Origin of the sequence: Cognatundibacterium curvum, from assembly GCF_014284235.1 — a bacterium.
GTDB lineage: Bacteria > Pseudomonadota > Gammaproteobacteria > Burkholderiales > Burkholderiaceae_D > Undibacterium > Undibacterium curvum.
Window position 1 is genome coordinate 1 of the sequence record NZ_JACOGD010000042.1, and the last position, 285, is coordinate 285.

Sequence of the window (285 nt, forward strand, 5' to 3'; positions counted from 1 at the left end):
ATGCGATTTACCAGTTCTGGTGCGATCTGCAGGCGACGTTGCCTGCAGAAACCTTACAGGTAGCGGTACAAGAACAAACAACGCGCCCCAGTCTGCCGCCGCATCTGGACGCGGATATTGTGGAGCAACTGCCAAAAGGCTATGGCGTCTATCTGTTTTTTGCAGAAAACAGATTACCGATTTACGTCGGCAAAAGTAATACGCTGCGCCAACGGGTGTTATCGCATTTTTCTTCTGATCATGCGATTGCCAAAGAAATGAGCATCTCACAACAGGTGCGCGATA

At 49.5% G+C, this 285-nt stretch carries 1 protein-coding gene; it reads left to right on the forward strand.

The window, feature by feature from the left end; genetic code table 11:
* Positions 1–285 (forward strand): GIY-YIG nuclease family protein (locus H8K43_RS18780; protein ID WP_186905264.1); only part of this gene is annotated, 285 nt, incomplete at both ends.